Genomic DNA, 22151 nt, shown 5'->3' with positions numbered 1-22151 from the left:
GTAGGGTGTGGCTGAGTTGCGCAAAGCCCAGCAATCGAGTGTGTTGGGCTTCGCTGCGCTCTGCGCCAACCTACCTGGCTCAATTGAACCTGCATCGCCAAAAACAGGAGGCGCGCCATGTGCGAGCTGTACGTCAAGGCTGACCCCATCCTCTACGAGTCCCGCTCGCGCTCGTTGCGCATCCGTGGCGTCGTCACCACGCTGCGCCTGGAAAACCAGTTCTGGGACATCCTGCGGGAGATCGCCGAGGTGGACGGCATGACCACCAACCAGCTCATCACCAAGCTCTACGACGAGGTGATGGAGTACCGGGGCGAGGTGGTCAACTTCGCGTCCTTCCTGCGGGTGAGCTGCACCCGCTACCTGGCCCAGCGTCGCGCCACGGTGGTCGAGTTGCCGAAGGCGCGAGTGCAGGGTTGAAGCCTCAAACCACCTGGTCGAGCCAGTCGTTCAGGTTGTAATAGTTGGTCACGCGGGCAATCTTGCCGAAGTGGATGTGGAAGAAGGCGCCGGCCGGCAGCACGTAGGTCTGGCCCTTGGCTGGCGGCAGGCCTTCATCGTCGGCCAGGTACTGGCCGTGCACCACGAACTCGGCGGCGGCACGGCTGCCGTCGGCGCTCTGCATGACCACGATGTCAGAGAGGCGCTCCTTGTAGCAGCGGTTCATCTTGTCCATGAACGCGGCGAAGGCGGCCCTGCCCTGTTGGCGTTCACCCTGGTTGATGTCGTGCACCACGTCCTCGCTGAGCAGGGCGAGGAAGGCTGGCATGTCGCCGGCGTTGAAGGCGTCGTAATAGGCTTGCACCAGTTCGATAGCGGTCATGGCTGGGTTCCTGTCGCAATGGGGTCAGTCGGTTCGTGACCGGCATGATAGGTTCTTGACCCAGGCCCGGCTTAGCCAGGGGCGTCATCCACTTCCCCAGAACGACCGCTCCCATGCAGATCCGACTTCTTCACGGCGGCGCCATCGCGCCCCATATCAATGACCTCGCGCGCCTGCGCCTGACGGTGTTTCGCGAGTTTCCCTACCTGTATGACGGCACGCTCGAGTACGAAGCGCGCTACCTCGCGACCTACGCCGAGTCGAAGGAAAGCCTGTTCGTGCTGGCGCTGGACGGCGAGCGGGTAGTGGGGGCCTCCACGGGCCTGCCGATGGCGGACGAAACCGAGGAATTCCAGCGGCCTTTCCGCGAACAGGGCTGGGCGCCGGAACGCATCTTTTATTTTGGCGAGTCGGTGTTGCTGCCCGAGTACCGGGGCAGCGGCCTGGGCGTGCGCTTCTTCGCCGAGCGCGAAGGCTATGCGCGGCGCCTGGCGCGCTTCGACCATTGCGCCTTCTGCGCGGTGGAGCGTCCGGCCGATCATCCGCGCCGCCCGCCCGGCTACCAGCCACTGAACGAGTTCTGGGCGCGGCGTGGTTATCGCCACCACCCGGAACTGCGCACCGAATACCACTGGCGTGACCTGGATGAAGACACCGAGTCGGCCAAGCCCATGTCCTTCTGGCTCAAGGAACTCACCCGATGATCAGGATCGCCGCCTGCCAGTACGCCATCGAGCTACATGAACGCTGGGACACCTACGCCGCCCACCTGGAGGGCCTTTGTGCCGAAGCCGCCGCGAGGGGCGCGAAGCTGCTGGTGCTGCCGGAATACGCCGGTCTGGTTCTGGCCGGTCAGTTGCCGCCGGATGAGCGAGGGGACCTGCAGGCTTCCATCGTCGGCATCCAGCCCCTGCTTCAGGATTGGCGGGCGCTGTGCGCCGGTATCGCGGCGAAGCTTGGCGTCTACCTGCAACCCGGCAGCCTTCCCGTGCGCGATGCCGATGGGCGATTTCGCAACCGCGCCTGGCTGTTCGGTCCGGGTGGCGAACTGGGCTTTCAGGACAAACTGATCATGACCCGCTTCGAGCGCGAGCAATGGGGCATCGCGGCAGGGGAGGGGCTCAAGGTGTTCGACACGGCCCTCGGTCGGCTGGGCATCCTGATCTGCTACGACAACGAATTCCCCATGCTCGCCCGCACCCTGGCCGAAGGCGGCGCCGACCTGATCCTCGCTCCCAGTTGCACCGACACCGAGGCGGGCTATAACCGAGTGCGCATCGGTGCCCAGGCCCGCGCGCTGGAAAACCAGATCGCCGTTCTGCAATCGCCTACCGTGGGGCTCGCCCCCTGGTCGCCGGCGCTGGACGAGAACATCGGTCGTGCCGGCCTCTACGTGCCGCCGGACTACGGCATGCCGAGCAACGGCGTGATCGCCGAAAGCCCCGAACTCTGCCCCTCGACCAGCCAGTGGCTGATCTGCGACCTGGATCTGGACGAAGTGCGCCGGGTGCGGACCGAGGGCCAGGTGTTCACCCGGCGGGACTGGCCAGAGCAGTTCGACCAGGCACAGCTTCTGTAGGTTGGCGCTGAGCTTGCGAAGCCCAACGCAGCGATGTTGGGCTTCGCTCCGCTCTGCCACAACCTACGGGAGCATAAAAAAGCCCGGCACATGGCCGGGCTTTTTCGTTCAGCGAAGGTGAAGGCTTACTTCACTTCCACCGCCAGGTTCTCAGCGATCTTCTGTTGCCAGATCGCCGGGCCGGTGATGTGTACCGATTCGCCGTTGGTGTCGACGGCGACGGTGACCGGCATGTCCTTCACGTCGAACTCGTAGATGGCTTCCATACCGAGTTCGGCGAAGGCCAGGACCTTGGACTTCTTGATCGCCTGGGCCACCAGGTAGGCGGCGCCGCCGACGGCCATCAGGTACACGGCCTTGTTGTCCTTGATCGCTTCGATGGCGATCGGGCCACGCTCGGACTTGCCGATCATGCCCAGCAGGCCGGTGCTTTCCAGAATCTGGCGGGTGAACTTGTCCATGCGGGTCGCGGTGGTCGGGCCAGCCGGGCCAACCACTTCGTCACGTACCGGATCGACCGGGCCGACGTAGTAGATGAAGCGACCTTTCAGGTCCACCGGCAGCTCTTCGCCCTTGTTCAGCATATCGACGATGCGCTTGTGCGCGGCGTCGCGGCCGGTGAGCATCTTGCCGTTGAGCAGCAGGGTCTCACCCGGCTTCCAGCTCTGCACTTCTTCCGGGGTGATCGTGTCCAGGTCGACGCGGCGCGCAGACGGGCCGGCTTCCCAGACGATTTCCGGGTAGGCGTCCAGCGACGGCGCTTCCAGCTCGGCCGGGCCGGAGCCGTCGAGCACGAAGTGGGCGTGACGGGTAGCGGCGCAGTTGGGGATCATGCAGACCGGCAGCGAGGCGGCGTGGGTCGGGTAGTCCATGATCTTCACGTCGAGCACGGTGGTCAGGCCGCCCAGGCCCTGGGCGCCGATGCCCAGCTGGTTGACCTTCTCGAACAGTTCGAGGCGCATTTCCTCGATCTTGTTCTGCGGACCGCGGGCCTTCAGCTCGTGGATGTCGATCTCGTCCATCAGGACTTCCTTCGCCATCACAGCGGCCTTCTCGGCGGTACCGCCGATGCCGATGCCGAGCATGCCCGGCGGGCACCAGCCGGCACCCATGGTCGGCACGGTCTTCAGTACCCAGTCGACGATGGAGTCGGACGGGTTGAGCATGGCCATCTTCGACTTGTTCTCGGAGCCGCCGCCCTTGGCCGCGACGTCCACTTCCACGGTATTGCCGGGAACGATGGAGTAGTGGATGACCGCCGGGGTGTTGTCCTTGGTGTTCTTACGGGCGCCCGCCGGGTCGGCCAGGATGGAGGCGCGCAGGACGTTCTCCGGCAGGTTGTAGGCGCGACGCACACCCTCGTTGATCATGTCGTCCACGCTCATGGTGGCGCCATCCCAGCGCACGTCCATGCCGACGCGGACGAACACGGTGACGATACCGGTGTCCTGGCAGATCGGGCGGTGGCCGGTGGCGCACATGCGCGAGTTGATCAGGATCTGCGCCATGGAATCGCGCGCGGCGGGCGACTCTTCGCGCAGATAGGCCTCATGCATGGCCTGGATGAAATCCACGGGATGGTAGTAGGAGATGAACTGCAGGGCGTCGGCGACACTCTGGATCAGATCGTCTTGCTTGATCACGGTCATGTGGGCGCTCCTCTTGGAGGGAACATCAGGGAAGCGCCGGACCACGACCCGGCGCGCGAGGCTAAAAAAGGCGCGGCAGTATAGCGCGTGGGGCCCGTCGGGCACAGTCGCCGGTAGTCGACCTTGGTCGGTTGTCGGACGTTTCCTACGTACTAGGCAATCTGTGATCACAGGCGTACATTGAAGGCATGGTGCCATTACGGGAAGGAGCCCATGAGCCCATCCAGCCAACGGGTCAGCCATAGAGCCTTGCAAAGTCTGCTGCTGAAGCGCTTCGGTATGGCCGTGGCTACCTACTCGATGGTACTGCTGCTGTGCTGGGTCGCCATGCTGGGCGGGCTGTTCCGGGTTACGGCGAGCACCGCCCTGATCGGTACCGGCCTCGTTGCCCTGTCCCAGCTCGTGCTGTTCTGGTTGTTCGTCAGCGGACACAACCTGCGTTTCTCCGACCCCAGCCTGACGGAACCCCAGGTGCTGCTCGCCCTGGTCTGGAACACCTGGCTGATGTCCATGGTCGACGACGCGCGGGGCACCCTGCTCGCGGTCTACGTGCTGATCATGATGTTCGGTGTGTTCCAACTGAAACCCAGGGTGTTCGCCCGTTGCGCGGCAATCGGCTTCTTCGCCTTCGCCGGTCTCAACCTGTACGAGGCGTACCAGATGCAGTTGGCCGACCCGGCCCTGGCGCTGCTGCAGGTCTGCGTGCTCTTCGTGCTGATGGTCTGGCTGAGCCTGTTCGGGAGCTACGTTCAGGCGCTGCGTCAGCGCATGCGCCAACGCCGCTTCGCCCTGCAGGCGCACCAGGACACCCTGCGCGGCATGATGCGCCAACTGGAAGACCTGGTCGCCACGGACGAGCTGACCGGGCTGTTCAATCGCCGCCATTTCCTGCGCCTTGCCAGCCGCGAGCTGGACAGCCTCGCGACAAATCGCCAGCACGGTCTGGCGCTGATCGATCTCGACCATTTCAAGCGAATCAACGACGTTCACGGCCATGCCGCCGGCGATCGGGTGCTGCAGACCTTCGCCGCGGTGGCGCGTGCCTGCCTGCGCGACGGTGATGTGCTGGCGCGCTACGGCGGCGAGGAGTTCGTCCTGCTGCTGCCCGGTTGTGATGCGGATCGCCTCACCGCGTGCTGCGAGCGCCTGCGCGAAGCCTTCACCAGCGCTGAGCCGGTGGGGGTACAGGTGGAACGGTTGAGCCTCTCGGCCGGCATGACCCTGCTGTCTGCCGGAGACGACCTGGATGATGCGTTGCAGCGTGCGGATCAGGCACTCTATCGGGCGAAGCGCGGCGGACGTAACCGTTGCGATGCCGCCTGGGAGGGCCAGGGTGCCTGAACTCGAAGTCGCTGGAAAACGCTGGACCGTAGCACCTGCAAGCAACCTGCTGGATGCCCTGAACGCCGGGGGCTGCAAGGTCCCCTACAGCTGTCGGGCCGGTAGTTGCCATGCCTGCCTGGTGCGTTGCCTGTCAGGCGAGCCGGCAGACGCCAGGCCGGAAGCGCTGGACCGTTTCCAGCGTGCCGAGGGCTGGCGGCTGTCCTGCCAGTGCCTGGTGGTGCAGGACCTGGTGGTGGAGGTGTTCGACCCGGCACGCGATGGCGTGGACGCCGAAGTCGTCGGCGTCGACTGGCCGGCCCCGGATGTCCTGCGCCTGCGACTCGTGCCTTCGCGGCCGCTGCGTTACAGCGCCGGCCAGCATCTCCTGCTGTGGAATGACGAGGGCGTCGCCCGACCCTATTCCCTGGCGAGCCTGCCTGGTTTTGACGACTTCCTCGAATTCCACCTGGATTGCCGCAACCCCGGAATGTTCAGCGACAGGGCCCGGCGCCTGGTGCCGGGAGACAAGCTGCGCCTGGGTGAACTGCACGGCGGTGCACTGCACTACGATCCTTCCTGGGACGCCCGGCCGCTGCTGTTCCTTGCTGCGGGCACTGGACTGGCGCCGCTCTGGGGGCTGCTGCGGGAAGCGCTGCGGAATCATCATCAGGGCCCCATCCGCATCATTCATCTGGCCCATGACGCCGGCGGGCATTATCTGGCCAAATCCCTCACCGAGCTGGCTGCAACCCATTCCGGGCTTGCCGTCCAACTGATCACGCCGGCCGAGCTGCCAGAGGTTTTGGCGCAATTCCGCCTTGTTTCGCGGCAAACCATCGCCTTACTCTGCGGCCACCCCGCCAGCGTCGAAGAGTTCGCGCGCCGGCTATATCTGGCCGGCTTGCCCCGTAATCAGCTGCTGGCCGATACCTTCCTGACCCGCGAAGCCTGACGCCGCGGGCCAACACCAATCGAGGAGTTGCCATGAGCGAGCACATTCTGGTCGAGCGCGAGCAGGGCCTGCTGACGCTGCGCATGAACCGCCCGGACAAGATGAATGCCCTGACCCGTGCCATGTACAGCCGCATGGCCGAAGTGCTGGACGCGGCGCGGGACGATCGCGAAGTGCGTGCCGTGCTGATCACCGGCACCGAAGAGTGCTTCACCAGCGGCAACGATATCGTCGACTTCCTGCAGGAGCCGCCGAGCGGGATGGACAGCCCGGTGTTCCAGTTCATGCGCGCGCTGTTCGAATTCCCCAAACCGGTGGTGGCGGCCGTGAGTGGCCCGGCGGTGGGCATTGGCACCACCCTGCTGCTGCATTGCGACCTGGTCTATGTCAGCTGCAACGCCAAGCTGAAGATGCCGTTCGTCAACCTGGGCCTCTGCCCTGAATTCGGTTCCAGCCTGATCCTGCCGCGCCTGCTCGGCCACGCGAAAGCCGCGGAGCTGTTGCTGCTGGGCGAAGGCTTCACCGGTGAGCAGGCCGCCAACTGGGGCATTGCCAACGCGGCCCTGGAAAACGGCGCCGTGACCCTGGCCCGTGCCCGTGAGGCGGCAATGCGCTTCCTCGACCTGGCGCCCTCGGCCCTGGCGGTGAGCAAGCGCCTGATGCAGGCGCCGGGCCGTGAGGAGCTGCGTCGGGTGATCGCGGAGGAGGGTGAGCTGTTCACCCAGCGCCTGCGTTCTCCGGAAGCGGTGGAAGCGCTGTCGGCCTTCACCCAGCGTCGCAAGCCGGATTTTTCGAAGTTCGTGTGACGCTGCGCGAACAACTGTTGGGGGAATAGATGCTGTAGGGGCGAATTCATTCGCCAAGGGCAGCTCGGCTGCCCCCTTCGACATCTCAGGGCAGACCTTCGGCCTGCATGGCGAATGAATTCACCCCTACAAGCAATCAGCTGATTTACGCCCATGAAAAAGCCGCCCTGAAGGGCGGCTTTTTCGTTTCCAGGTCAGGTCAGACCAGCAGGTCGCCGACGTGGAGGATCTTCATGGTGTTGGTGCCGCCCTGGGTGGTGTAGCTGTCACCCTTGGTCAGGATCACCCAGTCGCCCTTGGTCACCACGCCGCGTTGCAGCAGTTCGTCCACGGCCATCTGGCTGACCTTCTCCGGCGGCAGCGCGGCGGCGTCGAAGGGGATGGTTTCCACGCCACGGAACAGCGCCACGCGGGCCTGGGTCTCGCGGTGCGGCGAGTAGGCGAAGATCGGCACCGAGGAGCGGATACGCGACATGATCAGCGGGGTGTAGCCGCTTTCAGTCAGGCAGATGATGGCCTTGATGCCCGGGAAGTGGTTGGCGGTGTACATCGACGCCAGGGCGATGCTTTCGTCGCAGCGGTCGAAGGTCTGGCCAACGCGGTGGTGCGAGCGGCGGCTGTCCGGGTGCTTCTCGGCGCCCTGGCAGATGCGCGCCATGGCCTGTACGGCCTCGACCGGGTATTCGCCGGCGGCGCTTTCGGCGGAAAGCATCACGGCGTCGGTGTAGTCGAGCACGGCGTTGGCTACGTCCGAAACCTCGGCGCGGGTCGGCATCGGGCTGTGGATCATCGACTCCATCATCTGGGTCGCGGTGATCACGGCTTTGTTGTAGCGGCGGGCGTGCAGGATGATCTTCTTCTGGATGCCCACCAGCTCGGCATCGCCGATTTCCACGCCCAGGTCGCCACGGGCCACCATCACGGCGTCACTGGCGCGGATCAGGCCGTCGAGGGCTTCGTCGTCGGCCACCGCTTCGGCGCGTTCGATCTTGGCCACCAGCCAAGCCTTGCCACCGGCTTCGTCGCGCAGGCGGCGGGCCAGTTCCATGTCGGCGGCGTCACGGGGGAAGGACACCGCCAGGTAATCCAGTTCCATTTCCGCGGCCAGCTTGATGTCGGCCTTGTCCTTGGCGGTCAGGGCCGGAGCGGTCAGGCCACCGCCACGGCGGTTGATGCCCTTGTGGTCCGACAGCGGGCCGCCGATCAGCACGGTGCAGTGCAGCTCGTCAGCGGTGGTGGAGACGACGCGCATCACCACGCGACCGTCGTCCAGCAGCAGCTCGTCGCCGACGCCGCAATCCTTGATCAGGTCCGGGTAGTCGATGCCCACCACTTCCTGGGTGCCGGCGTCACGGGGATGGGTGACGGAGAAGCGGAAGCTGTCGCCTTCTTTCAGTTCGATGCGCTTGTTGGCGAACTTGGCGATGCGGATCTTCGGACCTTGCAGGTCGCCGAGCAGGGCGACGAAGCGGCCATGCTTGGCGGCCAGTTCGCGGACCAGGCGGGCGCGTGCCTTGTGTTCTTCGGGGCTGCCGTGGGAGAAGTTCAGGCGGGCGACGTTCAAGCCCGCGATGATCAGTTGCTCCAGGACCTCCGGGGAGTTGCTGGCCGGGCCGAGGGTGGCGACGATTTTGGTGCGGCGGAAAGGCATGCGAAGACTCCATTTTTCAAGCAGAGCCCGAGGCTACTACGCAGAAAAACTGTAGTCATTGTTCCTTTTCACTACCCGCTGAATTGTTTCAGGTGGCCCGCCGGGCGGTGTCACGGGCGATCTGAATTCAGTGCCTGGTCCAGGTGGCGTGAGGCCTTGGTGGCCAGATCGCTGTCGGGGAACTGCACCAGCAGCCGGCGGAAATAGCCGATGGCCTTGTCGCGGTTGGCGTGGGGGTTGTCCGGCGCCAGGTACATCAGGCCCAGTTGGTAGAGCGCCTTCTGCTTGATGTCCGGCTGCACATGGGGGTCGGACAGCGCCAGCATATAGAGCTCCTCGGCTTCGGCGACGCGGTCCTTGAGCACGGCGCGACGCGAGAGCAGGGTCATGTCCGGGTCCAGCCCCGGTTTGTACAGGTCGAGATTGTTGCTTGGCTGCCAGGTGGCCAGGAGCTCGCGGGAGGTCTTTTGTACCGGGTCCTTCGCCCGCTGGCGGATCACCAGGATGCGCGCTTCGGCACGTTCGGCGGCGCGGCTGCTGGGGAATTCGTTCAGCACTCGCTCCAGGTAGGCCAGCGCCTTGGTGTCATCACGCTGCTCGTTGAAGCGGCTCATGTAGATCAGGCCGATCTGGTACAGGGCGATGGCGCGCACGTCGTCGCTGAACTTGTCGTCGCGGTAGCCGACCAGGTACAGCTCCTCCGCCTCGGGGCTCTTCGCGTCGCGGATGGCCATGGCGCTGTAGGTGAGCAGGTCGCCTTCCTCTTCCACGGCGGCGGCCATGCGCTTGCTCTTCATGGTCTTGTATTCCACCACTTCGTTGGTGGTGACCTGCGCGATGAACAACGGGGTAGTGGGCGAGCAGGCGCCCAGCAGCAGGCACAGGGCGAGCAGGGCGGGAAGGCTGGGATGCATGGCGGAACCGGGTCCTTGGGCGACCTCCGCAGTCTAGCAGTGGCGGCGTGCCAACCGTGGCAGGCGCCGGCAGGACCAATCGGAGGTTATGCTTCGCATCCTGATCGCCCGGTGGCCTGAAGAAGCGAGGCGCCCGGCCGATATCCCGGTGGACGGAGGAACCAACCATGCGAACCCTGATCATCCTGACCCTGCTGGTGGCCGTGAGCGGCTGCACGCGCTGGTCCCTCGACCATCACCTGAACAACGCCTACCGCTCCTACGAGGACGGCGACTGCGAAGACGTGATGCTCGAACTGTCCAAGGCCGAGCGCAAGAGCCGTTCCCGCCAGTACCTGCAGCCGGAAATCTCTCTGCTGCGCGGCCAGTGCCTGGAGCGCCAGAACCTGTTCGTCGATGCGGCGCAGACCTATCAGTTCATCATTGCCCGCTACCCCTCCAGCGAGTACGCCTACCGCGCCAAGGCGCGCCTGGAGACGCTCCAGCAGCTCGGCCGCGTGGGCAGCAGTACCACCAAGGCCAACGCGGCGCCGCTCTGACCCGTAACCCGGCCGTCGGTCGTTGGCCGCTTGAGCTGCGACGGGCCGGGACTAAGCTGAGCCTCTATCCGAGGAACCCTGGAATGCGCCACCTGCTGTGCTGCCTGTTGCTGATACCGGCCATCGCCGGCGCGGAGATATATCGCTGGACCGATGCGCAGGGACAAGTGCATTTCAGCGAGACGCCACGGGAGGGAGCCGAAGTGGTATCGGTGAAACCCCAGGTAGTGGAGCGGGATCAGGCGACCCGGGAGCGTGAGGCTCGCACCGAGAAAATCCACGACGCGCGTCGCCAGGAACAGGCAGCCGCCGTCGAGAAGGCCGAGGTAGCACGCGAACAGCGGCAGAAACTGTGCGGCGAGTGGCGCGATCAGCAAGGACAGCTGAGTCACGGCGGACCGTACTACCGTCTCGACGAGCGTGGCGAGCGACAGTACTACACTGATCAACAGATCGAGTCCTTCCGTCGCAAATTGGCCGAGAGCCTGGCCCGGGATTGCAATTGAAGGTTGGTCTGGGGCGGCAACGAGTCCATACTGAAATGCCATCAATAGCGATTTGATATCATGCCGACAAAGCGCCGTATCGAACGCCATCAGTTGCCTTACTACCTGAAGGTGTTCAATCGCATCACCGACAAGCCCATGGGTTACCTGGGCAACGTCTCCATGGACGGCCTGATGCTGATCAGCCAGCTGCCCATGCTGGTGGGCGCGCGCTTCGACATGCGCTTGAAGATTCCGGGCAAGGATGGGCAACTGCACTTCATCGACTTCTACGCCACCTGCCAGTGGTGCCATGAGGACGTGACCCCGGCGAACTACGATTCCGGCTTTTCCCTGGTGGCACCGCCTGCTGAATACGCGGACCTCATCGATGCCCTGCGTTTCTATTTCAGCTTTCGCCCTTTGGCCGCCTCGGCCTGAGTCTGCCTGAAAAAAGTGCGAATCCTTCTCCGGGACAGTTCGTAGTGTGCGCCGTGCGCACGGGCGTTGGCACAAGTACATCGGTGCGCGCAGCGCACCCTACTAGGACGCTTCCCTCCTACATGCGCGAAAAAGGCGCCAGATGGCGCCTTTTTCATTGCAGATGGGGTCAGGGGCGGATCTCGATCAGGGTGCCGTCCTTCACCAGGCTCCAGATCTCTTGCATGTCCGCGTTCTTCATGGCGATGCAACCCTCGGTCCAGTCCAGGGTGTGGAAGTACCACTCCGGGTATTCCTCATCCAGGGGGGTGCCATGGATCATGATCATGCCGCCCGGCGGCACGCCCTTGTCCCGTGCCTTGGCGGCATCGCGGGCATTGGGGTAGGAGATGTGCATGGCCAGGTTGAACTTGTCGCTGGTCTTGCGCCAGTCGATCCAGTAGAAGCCTTCCGGGGTGCGCTGGTCGCCTTCACGCAGCTTGGGGCCGGTGGGGACTTTGCCAAGGGAAATGCGGTACGTCTTGAGAATGTCGCCGCGATTCATCAGCAACAGTTTGCGTTCCGACTTCACTACCAGAACCTTGTCGATGGATTTGCCACCCAGCGTCGGCGTAGTGCTTGCCTGGGCGAGAGCGGCAAGGCTCATGGAAAGTACGACTAGCAACCAGCGCATCGGCACGACATCCCCACAGTGTTCACATATTAAGCAGAATAGCGGTCAGGCTTTCTTGTAATAGGCCAGCAACGGCGCGAGTGGCTCGTTGCGCACCGGGAAGACCTGCCCGGCGCGATCGGCGAAGTAGCATTCTAAGGTACGGCCCACGGTCGGAAAAGCCAGCTCCGACCAGGGAATATCCCGTTCGTGAAACAGACGAACCTCCAGGCTTTCCTCGCCGGCAGCGAAGTCCAGGTCCACCAGTTCGGCGCGGAAGAAGGTGTAGACCTGACTGATGTGCGGCAGGTCGAACAGGGTGTAGAGGCTGAGGTTGCGCACCCGGGCGCAGGCTTCTTCGAGGGTTTCGCGCGTGGCGGCCTGCTCCATGGTCTCGCCGTTCTCCATGAAACCGGCGGGGAGCGTCCAGTAACCCTTGCGCGGGTCGATGGCGCGACGGCAGAGCAGCACCTGCTCACCCCACACCGGCAGGCAACCGGCGACGATACGTGGGTTCTGGTAGTGGATCGTGTGGCAGCTTTCGCACACGTAGCGCAGGCGGTTGTCGCCGTCGGGGATGCGCTGGACGACCGGGCCGCCACACTGGCTGCAGTATTTCATCGTGGTTCCTCAGGGGCAGGCGCCCATCTTGGCGCGGCACGGTGTCGCACGGCAAGCGGCGTGCCGGGCAAACCAGAGGTGGTGAATGCTGCGACCTGTCGGCGTAGGACTTGGGCGGTCCCAAGGTTCATGCCATGATGCCCGGCAGTCGAGAACAACGAGAAAATCCATGCTGGATGACCTGCTCCGTCGCGTGCAGAGCTACTCCCCGAGAACCCTGGAAACCGATCACGACTTCCCCGAAGCCGCGGTGCTGGTGCCGATCACCCGCAGCGACGAGCCGGAACTGGTGCTGACCCTGCGCGCCAGCGGCTTGTCCACCCACGGTGGTGAGGTGGCCTTTCCCGGTGGCCGCCGCGATCCCGAGGATCAGGACCTGATTCGCACGGCTCTGCGCGAAGCGGAGGAAGAGGTCGGACTGCCTCCGGGTCTGGTGGAAGTCATCGGCCCGCTCAGCCCCCTGGTCTCCCGCCATGGCATCAAGGTCACGCCCTATGTCGGTCTGGTTCCGGACTTCGTCCAGTACAAGGCCAACGATGGCGAGATCGACTCGGTGTTCAGCGTCCCGCTGGAGTTCTTTCGCGATGATCCGCGCCAGATGACCCACCGCATCGACTACCTCGGCCGCAGCTGGTACGTGCCCAGCTATCAGTACGGCGAATACAAGATATGGGGCCTGACCGCCATCATGGTGGTCGAGCTGGTCAACCTGGTGTACGACGCCGGGATCGACATGACCCGCGCCCCCGAGACCTTCATAAGACTCAAATAAGCCCCGCTCGAGGAGCGCCTGATGAAATACCGCCTTGGAACCGCCCAGGTCGAAGCCCATGCCGACAGCTGGACCGCCCCCACTGCCACCCTCGTGGGCAAGGTGCGCCTGGACGCCGGCGCCAGTGTCTGGTTTGGCGCAGTACTGCGCGGCGACAACGAGCTGATCCACATTGGTGAGAACAGCAACGTCCAGGATGGCACCGTGATGCATACCGACATGGGCTATCCGCTGAACATCGGCCGTTCCGTCACCATCGGCCACAACGCCATGCTGCATGGCTGTTCAGTAGGCGACTTCAGCCTGATCGGCATCAACGCCGTGGTGCTCAACGGCGCCAAGATCGGCAAGTACTGCATCATCGGCGCCAACGCGCTGATTCCCGAAGGCAAGGAAATTCCCGACGGTTCGCTGGTCATGGGCTCCCCCGGCAAGGTGGTGCGGGAGCTGACCGAGCAACAGATGAAAATGCTCGAAGCCAGCGCCGCCCATTACGTGCACAACGCCCAGCGTTACGCCCGCGACCTGGCGGAGCAGGACGACTGATGGACGCCGAACGCCCCGTCCGTTCGCCCTGCGTGCAGGTCTGCGTGCTGGACGACCACGACATCTGCAGCGGCTGCCAGCGCACCGCCGATGAAATCACCCGTTGGGGCCGCATGGACAATGCCGAGCGCCGCGAGGTCCTGGCCCGTTGCTTCGAACGCGCCAAGGCCAGCGGCCTGTTCATCATTCCCCCGACCCAGGCTTCTTGACTCCCCGAGGAAACGACATGCCCCGTATTGGAACCCCCTTGTCGCCCAGCGCGACCCGTGTACTGCTGTGCGGCTCTGGTGAGCTCGGCAAGGAGGTGGCGATCGAACTGCAGCGCCTGGGCTGCGAAGTCATCGCCGTCGACCGTTACGCCGATGCCCCGGCCATGCAGGTGGCCCATCGCAGCCACGTGATCAGCATGCTGGACGGCGTCGCCCTGCGCGCCGTGATCGAGCAGGAGAAGCCGCACTTCATCGTGCCGGAGATCGAGGCCATCGCCACCGCCACGCTGGTGGAACTGGAAGCCGAAGGCTTCACCGTGGTGCCCACCGCTCGCGCCGCCCAGTTGACCATGAACCGCGAAGGCATCCGCCGCCTCGCTGCCGAGGAGCTGGGCCTGCCCACCTCTCCGTACCACTTCTCCGACAATTTCGAGGATTACTGTGCCGCCGTGGCCAGCGTGGGTTATCCCTGCGTGGTCAAGCCGATCATGAGCTCCTCCGGCAAGGGCCAGTCCGTACTGAAGTCGGACGCGGACCTCAAGACCGCCTGGGACTACGCCCAGGAAGGCGGCCGCGCCGGCAAGGGCCGGGTGATCGTCGAAGGCTTCATCGATTTCGACTACGAGATCACCCTGCTCACCGTGCGCCACATCGGTGGCACCAGCTTCTGCGCCCCTATCGGCCATCGCCAGGTGAAGGGTGATTACCACGAATCCTGGCAGCCCCAGGCCATGAGCCCGAAGGCGCTGGCCGAGTCCGAGCGCATCGCCCAGGCGGTGACCGAGGCCCTGGGTGGTCGCGGTCTGTTCGGCGTGGAGCTGTTCATCAAGGGCGACCAGGTGTGGTTCAGCGAAGTCTCGCCGCGTCCCCATGACACCGGCCTGGTCACGCTGATCTCCCAGGACCTTTCCGAATTCGCCCTGCACGCGCGGGCCATCCTCGGCCTGCCGATCCCGGCTATCCGCCAGGTAGGACCGTCCGCGTCGGCAGTGATCCTGGTCGAAGGCAAGTCCAGCCAGGTCAGCTTCGGCAACCTGGGCACCGCCCTCAGCGAGCCGGATACCGCCCTGCGGCTGTTCGGCAAGCCTGAAGTGGATGGCCAGCGCCGCATGGGCGTAGCCCTGGCGCGGGATGAGTCCACCGACCTCGCGCGGGCCAAGGCGACCCGTTCGGCTCAGGCGGTCGACGTGCAGCTGTGATGCATCTGGCCGGTCTGTGCTGGTGGGCGGCGGCGCTGCCGCTGCTGCCCCTGGCATTGCCCATGGCCGTGCATACCCGCCGTACCGCTCTGCGCCTGGCACCTGCCGCCGGGCCGGAGCGCGGCCTTGCAGGGGGTGAGCTCGACGGCGAGCCCCTGCGTCTTCTTCTGATTGGCGAGTCCACGGTGGCTGGGGTTGGTGCGTCCTGCCTGGACTTCGCCCTGGCCGGTCAGCTGGCCGCTGCCCTCGCGATGCGCCTGAGGCGCCCCGTCGCCTGGCGTGCCTGTGGCGAGAACGGCATCACCGCCGGCGAGGCTCTGGAACGGCTACTGCCGCAGGTGGCGGAGGAGCCCGCCGATCTGGTGCTGCTCGTGTTCGGTGTAAACGACACCACCCATTTCAGCTCCAGTCACAGTTGGTTGAGTTCGCTCCAGGGGCTGGCCCGACACTTCACAGAACGCGGCGCGCAGGTTGTCCTGGCCGGCGTGCCGCCGCTGCAGCACTTCAGTGCCTTGCCCTGGCTGTTGCGCCAGTTGCTGGGCTGGCGGGCGCGCCTGCTGGATCGTCAACTGCGAGCATTGGCGCAGCGGGAAGGGCTGGCGTGCTGCGCCACCAGCCTGGAGATGCGCCCGGAATACCTGGCCCTGGATGGCTACCATCCTTCTTCGATTGGCTATCGCGTCTGGGGCGAGTCGCTCGCGGACTGGTTCGTCGCTTCGGTTCAACCTATCCGGGAGACGGAAGGCGTGGCGCTCGATCTGAGCGCATGAGGCCGGGCTGCTGTCGTGGCTTTCTTCGGGCTTGGAGCGGTCAGGATGGGGGGATCAGGCCTTCGGCGTAAGCCCGGCACGCCAGGCGAGTACACGCTGCACGCGGTTTTCGCCAGACTGGAGGATCTCCAGGCGATAGGGACCGACCTTGAGGCAGACGCTGCAGTCGGGAATTTGCTCCAGGGCCTCGGTGATCAGCCCATTGAGGGTTTTCGGGCCGTCGCAGGGCAGGTGCCAGCCGAGCACCCGGTTCAGCTCGCGCAGGTGCAAAGCGCCGTCCAGCTCATAGCGGCCGTCGTCGCGGGGTTGAATTCCGGGGTTGGGGGCGAAGTCTTCCAGGCTGCCGAACTCACCCACCAGTTCCTGGAAGATGTCTTCCAGGCTGACCAGGCCCACCACGTCGCCGTACTCGTCTACCACGATGCCAAGGCGACGCTTCTGCTTCTGGAAATTCACCAGTTGGGTCAGCAGCGGCGTGCTTTCCGGGACGAAATAGGTCTCGCGGCTCACTGCCATCAGTTGCTCGGCGCTGGTCGGGCCTTCAGTCAGCAGGCGCGGCAGCTGGCGCAGGTGGAGGATGCCTTCGATCTGGTTGATGTCTTCGCGGTAGAGCGGCAGGCGGGTGTGGGTGGCGTTCTGCAGCTGGGCGAGGAGCTCGTCCGGCGACGTGTCCAGGTCGATGCCTTGGATTTCGTTGCGGGGAATCATGATCGAGCTGACGGTGACCTGCTGCAGCGCGTCGCTCACCGCCACTGGCAGGCGGGATTGAGGCTGGATCTCGACGCCATGGCGGCGCCGGGTCGTCAGCCAGGCCACTATCGCGCCGGCTACCAGGGAGAGGGTGATTCCTAGGAGGAGGCCGGCGAGCAGTCCGTGCATGGTGTCTTCAGACGTGGAGGATGAATTCGCGGACCAGCTTGCTGCCGAAGTACGCCAGCATCAGCAGGCAGAAGCCCGCCAGGGTCCAGCGGATGGCCTTGTGCCCGCGCCAGCCCAGTTGGTGGCGGCCCCAGAGCAGCACGCCGAACACCACCCAGGCGATACAAGATAGGATGGTCTTGTGCGCCAGATGCTGGGCGAACAGGTTGTCGACGAACACCCAGCCGGAGATCAGCGAAAGCGAAAGCAGGCACCAGCCAGCCCAGAGGAAGCCGAACAGCAGGCTTTCCATGGTCTGCAGGGCGGGGAAGTTCTTGATCAGCCCGGACGGGTGCTTGTGCTTGAGCTGGTGGTCCTGCAGCAACAGCAGCAGGGCCTGGAACACCGCCATGGTCAGCAGGCCGTAGGCCAGGATCGACAGCAGGATGTGGGCGAGAATGCCCGGCTCTTCGTCGATGGCCTGGGAGGTGCCGCCCGGAACCAGCGCTGCCGCCATTACCGTCAGGGCGCCGAGGGGCAGCAGCAGGAGCAACAGGTTCTCGATGGGGATCCGCGCGATGGCCACGATGGTCAGCAGGATCACCGCCGCAGCGATCAGGCTGGCGGCGTTGAAGAAGTCCAGGTAGAGACCGGCAGGCGTCAACAGCTCGAGGAACAGTGCGGTGCCATGGGCGAGCAGCGCCAGGCCGCCGCCGATAATCAGCAGGCGCTTGTCCGGCGTAGTGCGCTGGCCAAGGCGAAGGCCCTGGTAGCCAGTGATGCCCGCATAGAGGAATGCAGCCAGGAGGCTGGGCAGCAGAGGGTGCATAAGTCCTTGTAAGGCAAGCCCGAAAGGCAGTGAGTGTGGCATACAAGGCCTGCCGGTGAAAGACCGCTGGCGGTGTCGGCAAAGCCGACACTTCGTTATACTCCGCCGCCTGCCGCAAGCTCAGCCGGGGCTCACGAGAGCCCGAAAGGAACGCGCATGTTTGAAAACCTTACCGATCGCCTCTCACAGACGCTGCGCCATGTCACCGGCAAGGCCAAACTGACCGAGGACAATATCAAGGACACCCTGCGCGAGGTGCGCATGGCCCTGCTCGAGGCCGACGTCGCCCTCCCGGTGGTGAAGGACTTCGTCGCCAAGATCAAGGATCGAGCGGTCGGTACCGAGGTTTCCAAGAGCCTGACCCCGGGTCAGGCCTTCGTGAAGATTGTCCAGGCCGAACTGGTGGAGCTGATGGGCGCCGCCAACGAGGACCTGGCGCTGAACGCCGCACCGCCTGCGGTGATCCTGATGGCTGGCCTGCAGGGCGCGGGCAAGACCACCACCGTGGGCAAGCTGTCGCGCTTCCTCAAGGAGCGCAAGAAGAAGTCGGTACTGGTGGTTTCCGCGGACGTCTACCGTCCGGCGGCCATCAAGCAGCTGGAAACCCTGGCCAATGACATCGGCGTCACCTTCTTCCCCTCCGATACCAGCCAGAAGCCGGTGGATATCGCCCAGGCGGCGATCCGCGAAGCCAAGCTGAAGTTCATTGATGTGGTCATCGTCGACACCGCAGGCCGCCTGCACGTCGACGCCGAGATGATGGACGAGATCAAGCAGGTCCACGCCGTCATCAAACCGGTGGAAACCCTGTTCGTGGTCGACGCCATGACCGGCCAGGACGCCGCCAACACCGCCAAGGCCTTCAACGACGCCCTGCCGCTGACCGGTGTGGTGCTGACCAAGGTCGACGGCGATGCTCGTGGCGGTGCCGCGCTCTCGGTGCGCGCCATCACTGGCAAGCCGATCAAATTCCTCGGCATGGGCGAGAAGACCGAAGCCCTCGATCCCTTCCACCCGGACCGTGTCGCTTCGCGCATCCTTGGCATGGGTGACGTGCTCAGCCTGATTGAGCAGGCCGAGCAGACCATGGACCGCGAGAAGGCCGAGAAACTCGCGAAGAAGATCAAGAAGGGCAAGGGCTTCGACCTCGAAGACTTCCGCGACCAACTGCAACAGATGAAGAACATGGGCGGCCTCGGCGGCCTCATGGACAAACTGCCGATGCTCGGCGGCGTCAACCTGGCGCAGATGGGCAACGCACAGACTGCTGCAGAGAAGCAGTTCAAGCAGATGGAAGCGATCATCAACTCGATGACGCCCGCCGAGCGCCGTGATCCGGAAGTGATCAGTGGCTCGCGCAAACGCCGCATCGCGCTGGGTTCCGGCACCCAGGTGCAGGACGTCGGCCGCCTCATCAAGCAGCACAAACAGATGCAGAAGATGATGAAGAAGGTCACCGCCAAGGGCGGCATGGCCAAGATGATGCGCGGCATGGGCAGCATGTTCCCCGGCGGCATGCCGAAGATGTAAGCCCGGCCGCCGACCGGCGGCCCCTAAAAAGAGATTTGCAATCGGCCGCATAATCCTTAGAATATGCGGCCTTTCGGGCCCATGGCCCATGTGTGTGCACAGCTTGAAAAGCACCGACTATAGGAACGAAGTTCAATGGTAACCATCCGTCTTGCCCGTGGCGGCTCCAAGAAGCGCCCCTTCTACCACCTGACCGTGACCAACAGCCGCAATGCGCGCGATGGTCGCTTCGTTGAGCGCGTTGGCTTCTTCAACCCGGTTGCTCAGGGTGCCGAAGTCAAGCTCTCCGTAAATCAGGAGCGCGTCAGCTACTGGCTGAGCCAGGGCGCCCAGCCGTCTGAGCGCGTTGCTCAGCTGCTGAAGGAAGCTGCCAAGGCTGCTGCCTAAGCATCTTTATGAGCACGACGCCGGCCCCCGCCGATGAACTGATCGTTCTCGGCAAGATTTTCTCGGTGCATGGCGTACGTGGCGAGGTGAAGGTCTACTCCTTCACCGATCCGCTGGATAACGTGCTCGATTACCGCCGTTGGACGCTCAAGCGTGACAACGAGGTAAAGCAGGTCGAAGTCGCCAGCGGACGTGTGCACGGCAAGGTCCTGGTAGTAAGGCTGAAAGGGTTGGACGACCGTGAGGTTGCCCGGACCTACGCAGGTTTTGAAGTCTGCGTTCCCGTCAGCGAACTGCCGGAGCTCGACGATGACGAGTTCTACTGGCACCAGTTGGAAGGTCTCAACGTGATCAACCAGGACGGGCACCTGCTCGGCCGTATCGATCACCTCCTGGAGACCGGCGCCAACGATGTGATGGTGGTCAAGCCCTGCGCTGGAAGCCTGGATGATCGCGAACGCCTGCTGCCCTACACGGAGCAGTGCGTACAGTCGATCGACCTGGAGTCCGGCGAGATGCGGGTGGAATGGGACGCCGATTTCTGAGGACCTGACATGAAAGGCATGCAGGTTGAAGTGATCAGCATCTTTCCCGAGATGTTTGCCGCCATCAGCCAATACGGCATCACCAGCCGCGCGGTGAAGCAGGGGCTGCTCAAGCTCAACTGCTGGAACCCACGGAGCTTCACCGAAGACCGCCACCAGACGGTGGATGACCGGCCCTTCGGCGGTGGCCCCGGGATGGTGATGAAGATCCAGCCCCTGGAACGGGCCCTGGCGGCAGCCAAGGCAGCGGCAGGGGAGAAGGCGAAGGTGATCTACCTCTCGCCGCAAGGGCGCCAGCTGAAGCAGGCGGCCGTGCGCGAGCTGGCGAACGAGGAAGCATTGATCCTCATTGCTGGTCGTTACGAAGGCATCGACGAACGCTTCATTGAGGAGCACGTCGATGAGGAATGGTCGATCGGCGACTACGTCCTGTCCGGCGGTGAGCTGCCGGCCATGGTGCTGATCGATGCGGTGACGCGGTTGCTGCCCGGTGCGTTGGGCCACGCGGACTCCGCCGAGGAGGACTCCTTTACGGACGGCCTGCTCGATTGCCCGCATTACACTCGACCGGAGATGTATGCAGGCAAACGTGTTCCCGAGGTGCTGCTCAGCGGCAACCACGAACACATCCGGCGATGGCGTTTGCAGCAGGCGCTTGGGCGCACCTGGGAACGTCGGGTCGATCTTCTGGATTGCCGCTCGCTTTCTGGAGAAGAGAAAAAGCTGCTGGAGGAATATATCCGCCAGCGGAACGATAGTTAACGTATCGATGGCACGCCCAGAAGGCCTGCCTTAGGAGCATAGCGATGACCAACAAAATCATTCAGCAGATCGAAGCTGAACAAATGAACAAAGAGATTCCGGCTTTCGCCCCGGGCGACACCGTAATCGTTCAAGTGAAAGTGAAGGAAGGCGACCGTTCCCGTCTGCAGGCCTTCGAAGGTGTGGTCATCGCCAAGCGTAACCGCGGCCTGAACAGCGCTTTCACCGTGCGTAAGATCTCCAACGGCGTTGGTGTAGAGCGTACCTTCCAGACCTACTCCCCGCTGGTTGACAGCCTGAGCGTCAAGCGCCGCGGCGACGTGCGCAAAGCCAAGCTGTACTACCTCCGCGACCTGTCCGGCAAGGCAGCTCGTATCAAGGAGAAGCTGGCCTAATCGCCACGGCTTCCCCGAAAACCCGCCCAGGTTCGCCTCGGCGGGTTTTTTCTTGCCTGCGTGCGGGGGATAATCCGCGCCCCGCCGGTCTAGACGGACGGGAGTATTCCTGCCCATCCGGCAGCGCACAGAAGAACGACAAGAGTCGCAGCACGAGTGGCAGCCACATAGGTTTGATTCAGGTAGTAGTGGCATGACCCCGAGAGAGCAAGAGATCGCCCGCCGGACAGAGCTGTCCGAAAGCCGGGTAACCAAGGCGGTATTCCCGCCCAGCACCAACCATCACAACACCCTGTTCGGCGGCACTGCCCTGGCCTGGATGGACGAAGTGTCCTTCATCGCTGCCACGCGCTTCTGCCGCCTGCCTCTGGTGACCGTTTCCACTGACCGTATCGATTTCAAGCACCCGATCCCGGCCGGCTCCATCGTCGAGCTGGTGGGGCGCGTAGTGAAGGTGGGCAACACCAGCCTCAAGGTCGAGGTCGAGGTGTTCGTAGAGGACATGTACAGCGCCACCCGTGAGAAGGCCATCACCGGCGTGTTCAGCTTCGTTGCCATCGATGACGAGAAGCGCCCGGTACAGATCCTGCCAGCGTTTCCCCAGGCGGCTGACGCTGCGTGAATGAAAAAGGCACCCAATGGGTGCCTTCTTCGTTATCGGTGTCCCGTCCTGAATAAGGTTTACACCTTTGCCCTTATTTTCAGGAGAGCTCCATGGCAGAAGGTGTACGACGTAGCCAGCGCGATTACACACAGGCTTTTAAATTGGCGGTGGTCGATCAGGTCGAAAAAGGCGAAATGAGTTACAAGGAAGCTCAGGCCCGTTATGGCATCCAGGGCCGGTCGACGGTGTTGGTGTGGTTACGCAAGCATGGTCGGCAGGATTGGAGCCAGGGGGCGTCCATTCGTACGTC

The 22151-nt window shown here is 64.0% G+C and carries 28 protein-coding genes and 1 pseudogene; 21 read left to right on the top strand and 8 right to left on the bottom strand.

What is annotated here, in order from left to right; genetic code table 11:
* Nucleotides 1–117: 117 nt before the first annotated feature.
* Nucleotides 118–420, top strand: a complete 303-nt coding sequence (locus tag E8E91_RS00200; RefSeq protein ID WP_028628683.1) for a ribbon-helix-helix domain-containing protein — start codon at nt 118–120, stop codon at nt 418–420.
* Nucleotides 421–424: 4 nt separating this feature from the next.
* Here the strand turns inward: E8E91_RS00200 and E8E91_RS00195 are convergent, their stop codons facing one another.
* Complete coding sequence (locus tag E8E91_RS00195; RefSeq protein WP_280374050.1) at nt 425–823, bottom strand: nuclear transport factor 2 family protein; 399 nt, start codon at nt 821–823, stop codon at nt 425–427.
* Between the two features lie 113 nt (nt 824–936).
* On the opposite strand from E8E91_RS00195, the gene E8E91_RS00190 reads away from it, so the two are divergent.
* Nucleotides 937–1527 carry a GNAT family N-acetyltransferase gene (locus E8E91_RS00190; protein ID WP_280374049.1) on the top strand — a complete coding sequence of 197 codons (591 nt, stop codon included), beginning with the start codon at nt 937–939 and terminating at the stop codon, nt 1525–1527.
* Nucleotides 1524–2402: a carbon-nitrogen hydrolase family protein gene (locus E8E91_RS00185; protein ID WP_280374047.1), complete on the top strand. Its 879-nt coding sequence runs from the start codon at nt 1524–1526 to the stop codon at nt 2400–2402. The genes E8E91_RS00190 and E8E91_RS00185 overlap by 4 nt, the downstream gene beginning before the upstream one ends.
* Before the next feature lie 125 nt (nt 2403–2527).
* Here the strand turns inward: E8E91_RS00185 and E8E91_RS00180 are convergent, their stop codons facing one another.
* Nucleotides 2528–4051 (bottom strand): fumarate hydratase, encoded by a 1524-nt coding sequence (locus E8E91_RS00180; RefSeq protein WP_280367945.1) that lies wholly within the window; start codon nt 4049–4051, stop codon nt 2528–2530.
* Nucleotides 4052–4264: 213 nt separating this feature from the next.
* Here E8E91_RS00180 and E8E91_RS00175 point away from each other — a divergent pair, with 213 nt between their 5' ends.
* Genes E8E91_RS00175 through E8E91_RS00165 form a run of 3 tightly spaced genes read left to right on the top strand, consistent with a single transcriptional unit; the run spans nt 4265 to nt 7132 of the window.
* A complete protein-coding gene (locus E8E91_RS00175) occupies nt 4265–5392 on the top strand; it encodes a GGDEF domain-containing protein (RefSeq protein ID WP_280374045.1) in 1128 nt (375 codons plus the stop codon).
* A complete protein-coding gene (locus E8E91_RS00170; protein ID WP_280374044.1) occupies nt 5385–6326 on the top strand; it encodes an iron-sulfur-binding ferredoxin reductase in 942 nt (313 codons plus the stop codon). Before E8E91_RS00175 ends, E8E91_RS00170 begins: the two co-directional genes overlap by 8 nt.
* A 32-nt stretch (nt 6327–6358) precedes the next feature.
* A complete protein-coding gene (locus E8E91_RS00165; RefSeq protein ID WP_280367951.1) occupies nt 6359–7132 on the top strand; it encodes an enoyl-CoA hydratase in 774 nt (257 codons plus the stop codon).
* 199 nt (nt 7133–7331) lie between these two features.
* On the opposite strand, the gene pyk is transcribed toward E8E91_RS00165, so the two are convergent.
* The gene (gene pyk, locus E8E91_RS00160) at nt 7332–8783 is read right to left on the bottom strand and encodes a pyruvate kinase (protein WP_280374043.1); all 1452 of its coding nucleotides are present in this window, start codon (nt 8781–8783) and stop codon (nt 7332–7334) included.
* Nucleotides 8784–8893: 110 nt separating this feature from the next.
* Nucleotides 8894–9697, bottom strand: a complete 804-nt coding sequence (locus E8E91_RS00155) for a tetratricopeptide repeat protein (RefSeq protein WP_280374041.1) — start codon at nt 9695–9697, stop codon at nt 8894–8896.
* 167 nt (nt 9698–9864) lie between these two features.
* On the opposite strand from E8E91_RS00155, the gene E8E91_RS00150 reads away from it, so the two are divergent.
* The 3 genes from E8E91_RS00150 to E8E91_RS00140 all read left to right on the top strand — a co-directional run bounded on the left by E8E91_RS00150 (nt 9865) and on the right by E8E91_RS00140 (nt 11162).
* Nucleotides 9865–10236: a tetratricopeptide repeat protein gene (locus tag E8E91_RS00150; protein WP_280374040.1), complete on the top strand. Its 372-nt coding sequence runs from the start codon at nt 9865–9867 to the stop codon at nt 10234–10236.
* An 83-nt stretch (nt 10237–10319) separates the two neighbouring features.
* A complete protein-coding gene (locus E8E91_RS00145) occupies nt 10320–10742 on the top strand; it encodes a DUF4124 domain-containing protein (protein ID WP_280374038.1) in 423 nt (140 codons plus the stop codon).
* A gap of 60 nt (nt 10743–10802) precedes the next feature.
* Nucleotides 10803–11162 (top strand): PilZ domain-containing protein, encoded by a 360-nt coding sequence (locus tag E8E91_RS00140; protein ID WP_280367961.1) that lies wholly within the window; start codon nt 10803–10805, stop codon nt 11160–11162.
* A gap of 169 nt (nt 11163–11331) precedes the next feature.
* On the opposite strand, the gene E8E91_RS00135 is transcribed toward E8E91_RS00140, so the two are convergent.
* Together E8E91_RS00135 and E8E91_RS00130 are read right to left on the bottom strand one after the other, a co-directional pair.
* Nucleotides 11332–11835: a L,D-transpeptidase family protein gene (locus E8E91_RS00135; protein WP_280374036.1), complete on the bottom strand. Its 504-nt coding sequence runs from the start codon at nt 11833–11835 to the stop codon at nt 11332–11334.
* Nucleotides 11836–11880: 45 nt separating this feature from the next.
* Nucleotides 11881–12435 carry an NUDIX hydrolase gene (locus E8E91_RS00130; RefSeq protein WP_190830920.1) on the bottom strand — a complete coding sequence of 185 codons (555 nt, stop codon included), beginning with the start codon at nt 12433–12435 and terminating at the stop codon, nt 11881–11883.
* Between the two features lie 169 nt (nt 12436–12604).
* Here E8E91_RS00130 and E8E91_RS00125 point away from each other — a divergent pair, with 169 nt between their 5' ends.
* Genes E8E91_RS00125 through E8E91_RS00105 form a run of 5 tightly spaced genes read left to right on the top strand, consistent with a single transcriptional unit; the run spans nt 12605 to nt 15931 of the window.
* On the top strand, nt 12605–13207 hold the full coding sequence (locus tag E8E91_RS00125) for a CoA pyrophosphatase (protein WP_280367969.1): 603 nt from the start codon (nt 12605–12607) through the stop codon (nt 13205–13207).
* A 21-nt stretch (nt 13208–13228) separates the two neighbouring features.
* Nucleotides 13229–13753 carry a gamma carbonic anhydrase family protein gene (locus E8E91_RS00120; RefSeq protein WP_280374034.1) on the top strand — a complete coding sequence of 175 codons (525 nt, stop codon included), beginning with the start codon at nt 13229–13231 and terminating at the stop codon, nt 13751–13753.
* The gene (locus E8E91_RS00115; RefSeq protein WP_178119382.1) at nt 13753–13962 is read left to right on the top strand and encodes a DUF1289 domain-containing protein; all 210 of its coding nucleotides are present in this window, start codon (nt 13753–13755) and stop codon (nt 13960–13962) included. The genes E8E91_RS00120 and E8E91_RS00115 overlap by 1 nt, the downstream gene beginning before the upstream one ends.
* A gap of 17 nt (nt 13963–13979) precedes the next feature.
* A complete protein-coding gene (gene purT / locus E8E91_RS00110; protein WP_280374033.1) occupies nt 13980–15161 on the top strand; it encodes a formate-dependent phosphoribosylglycinamide formyltransferase in 1182 nt (393 codons plus the stop codon).
* On the top strand, nt 15158–15931 hold the full coding sequence (locus E8E91_RS00105) for an SGNH/GDSL hydrolase family protein (protein WP_280374031.1): 774 nt from the start codon (nt 15158–15160) through the stop codon (nt 15929–15931). The genes purT and E8E91_RS00105 overlap by 4 nt, the downstream gene beginning before the upstream one ends.
* 54 nt (nt 15932–15985) lie before the next feature.
* Here E8E91_RS00105 and E8E91_RS00100 read toward each other — a convergent pair.
* Nucleotides 15986–16666, bottom strand: a pseudogene (locus E8E91_RS00100) (transporter associated domain-containing protein); the annotation flags it as partial.
* 151 nt (nt 16667–16817) lie between these two features.
* Nucleotides 16818–17618, bottom strand: coding sequence for an inner membrane protein YpjD (locus E8E91_RS00095; RefSeq protein ID WP_280367983.1), 801 nt, complete (start codon nt 17616–17618; stop codon nt 16818–16820).
* Between the two features lie 156 nt (nt 17619–17774).
* Between E8E91_RS00095 and ffh the strand changes: the two genes are divergently transcribed.
* From ffh to E8E91_RS00060, 7 genes are all read left to right on the top strand, one after another.
* The gene (gene ffh, locus E8E91_RS00090) at nt 17775–19148 is read left to right on the top strand and encodes a signal recognition particle protein (protein WP_280374030.1); all 1374 of its coding nucleotides are present in this window, start codon (nt 17775–17777) and stop codon (nt 19146–19148) included.
* Nucleotides 19149–19283: 135 nt separating this feature from the next.
* On the top strand, nt 19284–19535 hold the full coding sequence (gene rpsP, locus E8E91_RS00085) for a 30S ribosomal protein S16 (RefSeq protein WP_069085410.1): 252 nt from the start codon (nt 19284–19286) through the stop codon (nt 19533–19535).
* An 8-nt stretch (nt 19536–19543) separates the two neighbouring features.
* On the top strand, nt 19544–20080 hold the full coding sequence (rimM, locus tag E8E91_RS00080; protein WP_280367987.1) for a ribosome maturation factor RimM: 537 nt from the start codon (nt 19544–19546) through the stop codon (nt 20078–20080).
* A 9-nt stretch (nt 20081–20089) separates the two neighbouring features.
* A complete protein-coding gene (gene trmD / locus E8E91_RS00075) occupies nt 20090–20842 on the top strand; it encodes a tRNA (guanosine(37)-N1)-methyltransferase TrmD (protein WP_280367989.1) in 753 nt (250 codons plus the stop codon).
* A 44-nt stretch (nt 20843–20886) separates the two neighbouring features.
* Nucleotides 20887–21237: a 50S ribosomal protein L19 gene (gene rplS / locus E8E91_RS00070; protein ID WP_003451517.1), complete on the top strand. Its 351-nt coding sequence runs from the start codon at nt 20887–20889 to the stop codon at nt 21235–21237.
* Between the two features lie 193 nt (nt 21238–21430).
* Nucleotides 21431–21859 (top strand): acyl-CoA thioesterase, encoded by a 429-nt coding sequence (locus E8E91_RS00065; RefSeq protein WP_271470165.1) that lies wholly within the window; start codon nt 21431–21433, stop codon nt 21857–21859.
* A gap of 92 nt (nt 21860–21951) precedes the next feature.
* Nucleotides 21952–22151: helix-turn-helix domain-containing protein (locus E8E91_RS00060; protein ID WP_280374028.1), on the top strand; the 200-nt coding region annotated here is incomplete at its 3' end.

Origin of the sequence: Pseudomonas sp. BN515 (genome assembly GCF_029873155.1) — a bacterium.
Classification (GTDB): domain Bacteria; phylum Pseudomonadota; class Gammaproteobacteria; order Pseudomonadales; family Pseudomonadaceae; genus Metapseudomonas.
The sequence above is the reverse complement of the archived record's forward strand: the minus strand, read 5'-3'. Positions and strand labels throughout refer to the sequence as shown.